Annotated in this window: 1 protein-coding gene; it reads left to right on the top strand. The window is 66.8% G+C overall.

All coding sequences use genetic code 11. The features are described from left to right. The coding region (locus tag ACFPOB_RS29230) for a Mu transposase domain-containing protein (protein ID WP_417281758.1) at positions 1-599 on the top strand (599 nt) is incomplete at both ends.

Genomic DNA, 599 nt, shown 5'->3' on the forward strand with positions numbered 1-599 from the left:
TGGACCTGCCACAGTCGGACGGCTGTTTCGTAAAGGCCTATCCACGCGAGACGACGGAAGCGTTCCTGGACGGTCACGTCTCGGCTTTTGGCTTCTTCGGCGGTGTGCCGCTGTCGATCCTCTATGACAACACGCGCATCGCGGTGGCGAAGATCTGCGGCGACGGCCGGCGTGAGCGGACGCGGGCCTTCACCGAGCTGGTGAGCCACTATCTGTTCCGGGATCGGTTCGGGCGCCCGGGCAAGGGCAACGACAAGGGCAAGGTCGAAGGGCTGGTGAAGCATGCCCGCTCGAACTTCCTGACGCCGATCCCGGTGGCGGCGAGCTTCGCCGAACTGAACGTGATGCTGGCAGAGCGCTGCCGCCGGCGGCAGGGCGAGCGGGCCGGTCGGCATGCGAAGACGATTGGCGAACGGCTCGTGGCCGATCTTGAAGCCCTGCGCTCCTTGCCGGCTGTGCCGCTGGAGCCGTGCGAGAAGCGTGGCGGGCGGGTCTCGTCGACGGCGCTGGTCCGCTATCGGTCGAACGACTACTCGGTGCCGACGGCCTATGGCTTCCAGGACGTGGTGGCGAAGGGCTTCGTCGAGGAGGTCGTGATC

It is taken from the genome of Allobosea eneae, assembly GCF_042657265.1.
GTDB lineage: Bacteria > Pseudomonadota > Alphaproteobacteria > Rhizobiales > Beijerinckiaceae > Allobosea > Allobosea eneae.